Genomic DNA, 3591 nt, shown 5'->3' with positions numbered 1-3591 from the left:
ATAATACAGATACTTAAATAAAAAATAAATTTTAAATTCTCATGGAACTGCCTTAATTTCACTACTCAAATGATTCAAATTGATCTTTGTTTGCGAGTAGTGTTGTGAGGGTGGCCAAAAAGGTGGCCCATTATTTATTGACTCTATAGAAAGTATACCGGTTAACGGTTTTGGCTTACCGATGTGATCCCAGCGGGATCACATCGGTAAAAAAGACTTTCATCCTGAAAGTCTTTTCGCGTTAAAACCCCTACCAGTCCTCACTTTCCATAATTCAATACTAATCACCCCTTCAAAAAACTTGGCCAATACCCCCTAAAAAGGTGGCCAAAAAGGTGGCCCGTTTTTTCAAGCAAAAAAACCGGCCACCCCGCACCAGCACACACTTTCAGCAAATCAAAGGTCCATTACCAACACCTTTAATTTGTTCAAACAATGCTCAACACCCAAGTTCTTCACATCAACTACAGACTGCGGGAAAACAAGATATCCAAGAAAACAGGATGCGCACCATTAGAATGCCGATTAACCATATCCGGCCAAGACGCAGATATGTCCACAGACCTGAAAATCCCCTTCACCCACTGGGACCCAAAAGCCAAACAACTATCCACCACCTGTCCAGACTACGAAAAACTACAAGCCCACATCCTCAACTTCGGCAACCGCATAAACCTCTATTTTCAAATCCTGCAAATAGAACATGAATACATCACCCCAGAAATGGTACGAGAACTCTATCAAGCCAAGCGAGACGCAGCCAAAGGAACACCACCACCAAAACAACACCACACCCTTTTGCAAGCCGCAGACAGCCTCATCGACGAATTTGAAGAGAGAGTAAACGAAAGAAAAAAAACAGGCATAAAAAGCGAGGACGGAGATTCAGAAGAAACCCTTAAACAATGGAAATCAACCAAACTAAAACTCATAGAATACCTGGCATATATTAAAACAAAAAAGATCCCAAAGCTAGACAAGCGCTATCGGCTCACACCAGAGCAACGAGAAGAATACCTCACAGACGCCGACAAATACGACATACCACTAAACGATATCCAGCCAATCTTCGAAACCAACTTTCGTACCTACCTCACGGTAACCAGAAGCGGCGTATTACAAGGATTAGCAGCCGATAAACAACTCAAAAGCACAAAACAAATCCTCACCTATGCCGTAGAGAAAAAATGGCTATCCAGAAACCCACTAGAAAACTTTTTCTGTAGAACCAAAGAAAAAGACGTAATTCCACTCAGTTTCCTACAAGTAGAAATCCTTGAGCAAAAAACCGGACTAGTAGACCGCTTGGAACGCGTACGCGATTGCTTTATCTTTGAAATATATACTGGCTTCGCTTTCCAAGACATAGAAGCTCTAAACGAAGAAAACATCTATTGCGAACCCATAACAGGAATACTCTACCTCAGCAAAGAAAGAGGCAAGACCGATATAGAAGAAATGGTCCCCATTCTTCCTCCAATAGCAAGACTCCTGGCAAAATATAAAAACGACCCCTACTGTATTCAGAACAATGTACTGATGCCCGTACTCTCCAACTCCTGTTACAATGGCTATTTAAAAGAACTCGCCATTGTCTGTAACCTACCTGTAATATTACATACCCACTTAGCACGACATACCTTCGCGTTCATCATGTTGAGTTTTGGAGTATCCTTAGAAATCCTCAGCAAAATGATGGGACACGCCAGCATCAGAAGCACACAAAAATATGTTAAAGTCAATATCTTAATGATCATCAACCAAGTATTACCCATCACAGAAAAAATGTTCAACGACCTGGGGCAACTCAATTTCTACAGAAAATACACCTCACCAGAATATCAAAGGCTATATAAAACCTACACCACCAAATTCAATATACTCACACCAGAGCAACAACAACAACCACAAGCAGCAGCACAACAACAAGCAGCAAGGCAAGCCTCACTCATGCCGCATGCCACAGACCAACAAAAAGCAGAAGCAAAAGAACAAACCCTACAACTCCTGCAATCCCTACAAATGCTGCAAACCATACAACAACAAGTGATAAAGCAGCAACAAGACATACAACAAGCCATCCAACAACAACAAGCCATATTCCAACAACAAGCCGCCTAAAAACAAAATCGTGGCCCTGAGCCAAAGCTCCGGCAACATGCTGGCAGAAAAACTCATCGGCAAAAGCACAATAATATTCAAATACACAGCTACCAGACAGAAGGCCACTGGTTCAGAAACCCCGCGAACATAGAAGATGCGGTAAACCGGATCAACAATTTTTACAAAGGTCATTAAATAACAATGTCCCGGCTTTCACCGGGACATTGTTATTAATATTCTTTCAATTTCTTGATCATATTCTCTAAAGCATCAATCAAAATATCCTTATCCCGCTGCTCCCCCTGGTAACTCTTAATCCGCAAACTATCTGGCGAAAGGTCCTTTTCCTTTTGCGTAGATAAATACGGCACCATCGTATTAAACACAGAAGATACAGAACGAGATACAATCAAATTCATGTCCTTAGCTGCACGTAAAAAAAGCGCAATCTGGTCTGCCGATAAAGCAGAAGTAATTTTATACGGAGCCGTTTTATTCTTCTCTGCATTGTAAGCCTCGTTCGGTTGAAAACCAATCCGCTTTTTCTCCAGGTACTCAATCTCATTTACAATGTAATCACCAAAGTAAGATTTCATGGAAGGGTAAGCCGGATCGTAGATAAAGTCCGGCATCATAGGCAGTGTATTGATATTCTTCAACTGCAAACGCATAAACTCCAACTGATCATCCACCGATTCACTACTCTTCATAATCGCCTCCATACCCAAGCTGAAGTATCGAATACAGGCACGAGAATTTAAGTTCCAATAAACCAACAATTCATGTAGCGATGGGCAGTTAGATAAAGCCGTTTCCTGGCCCTTGTAATTTCTAATATCCCGAATAATAGATTTATGATAAATCACCTCTCGTTCAGAAATCGATTCACGACTATCAATTTTAGCGACAAATAAATCCAAAGCCTCCATCACAATGCTGCTCACCTCATCACCATTACCTGTGGCATACAATTTCTCTAAAATGGCCTGTCGATCTTTAACAATTTCATCCCTGAAGATCACCAGCTCCGTAATGGGTAAAGGCTGTTCTTCACTCAGGTATTTTCCATAATTGGTTTTGAAATAAGAGCGCAACTCTTCCAAACAAGCCATCACCACCTGAAGCACCGGTAAAATATTTGATTTCTCAATATTTTCATGGTGCATATGGCTATAGGTTTTGTTCATCATCACCGTGATGGCATCATAGTTTTTCACGATCAGCATTTCGCTGCTCCCTTCTCCCTTTTCAGAAAAAAATTGTTGTCGAAATTCAGTTTGGAGATTTTGCATCTCCGTTTTCATCTTGTCAATCATCGTCTGCACAGTCGCGGCAGGCATTGGGCTAGGGTAAGAAAAAGCAGGGTTTAATTCAAAATTAATAAAGTTGTCGAGCCATTCAAACACGTACGCATTGCGGGGTTCCATAGGTTAAGGTCAATTTGAGATTAGGTTAAAAAACAAACAATTAATTTAGTAGCATCAATAG

Annotated in this window: 2 protein-coding genes; one reads left to right on the top strand and one right to left on the bottom strand. The window is 41.0% G+C overall.

Going from position 1 to position 3591, the window contains the following annotated elements; all coding sequences use genetic code 11:
- Positions 1-435: 435 nt before the first annotated feature.
- Positions 436-2121, top strand: coding sequence for a site-specific integrase (locus DBR11_RS25915; protein ID WP_108555467.1), 1686 nt, complete (start codon positions 436-438; stop codon positions 2119-2121).
- A 212-nt stretch (positions 2122-2333) separates the two neighbouring features.
- Here DBR11_RS25915 and DBR11_RS25910 read toward each other — a convergent pair whose 3' ends face one another.
- Entirely contained in the window at positions 2334-3530 is a 1197-nt protein-coding gene (locus tag DBR11_RS25910) for a hypothetical protein (RefSeq protein ID WP_108555466.1), read from the bottom strand.
- Positions 3531-3591 lie beyond the last annotated feature (61 nt).

This window comes from Pedobacter sp. HMWF019, assembly GCF_003061025.1.
Taxonomy (GTDB): Bacteria; Bacteroidota; Bacteroidia; order Sphingobacteriales; family Sphingobacteriaceae; genus Pedobacter.
Note: the sequence above shows the minus strand (reverse complement) of the source record. Positions and strands in the feature narration are given on the sequence as shown.

Excerpts from the sequence above, each read along its gene's own strand:
- DBR11_RS25910 (WP_108555466.1), bottom strand. The coding sequence starts at position 3,530 with ATGGAACCCCGCAATGCGTACGTGTTTGAATGGCTCGACAACTTTATT.
- DBR11_RS25915 (WP_108555467.1), top strand. The coding sequence starts at position 436 with ATGCTCAACACCCAAGTTCTTCACATCAACTACAGACTGCGGGAAAAC.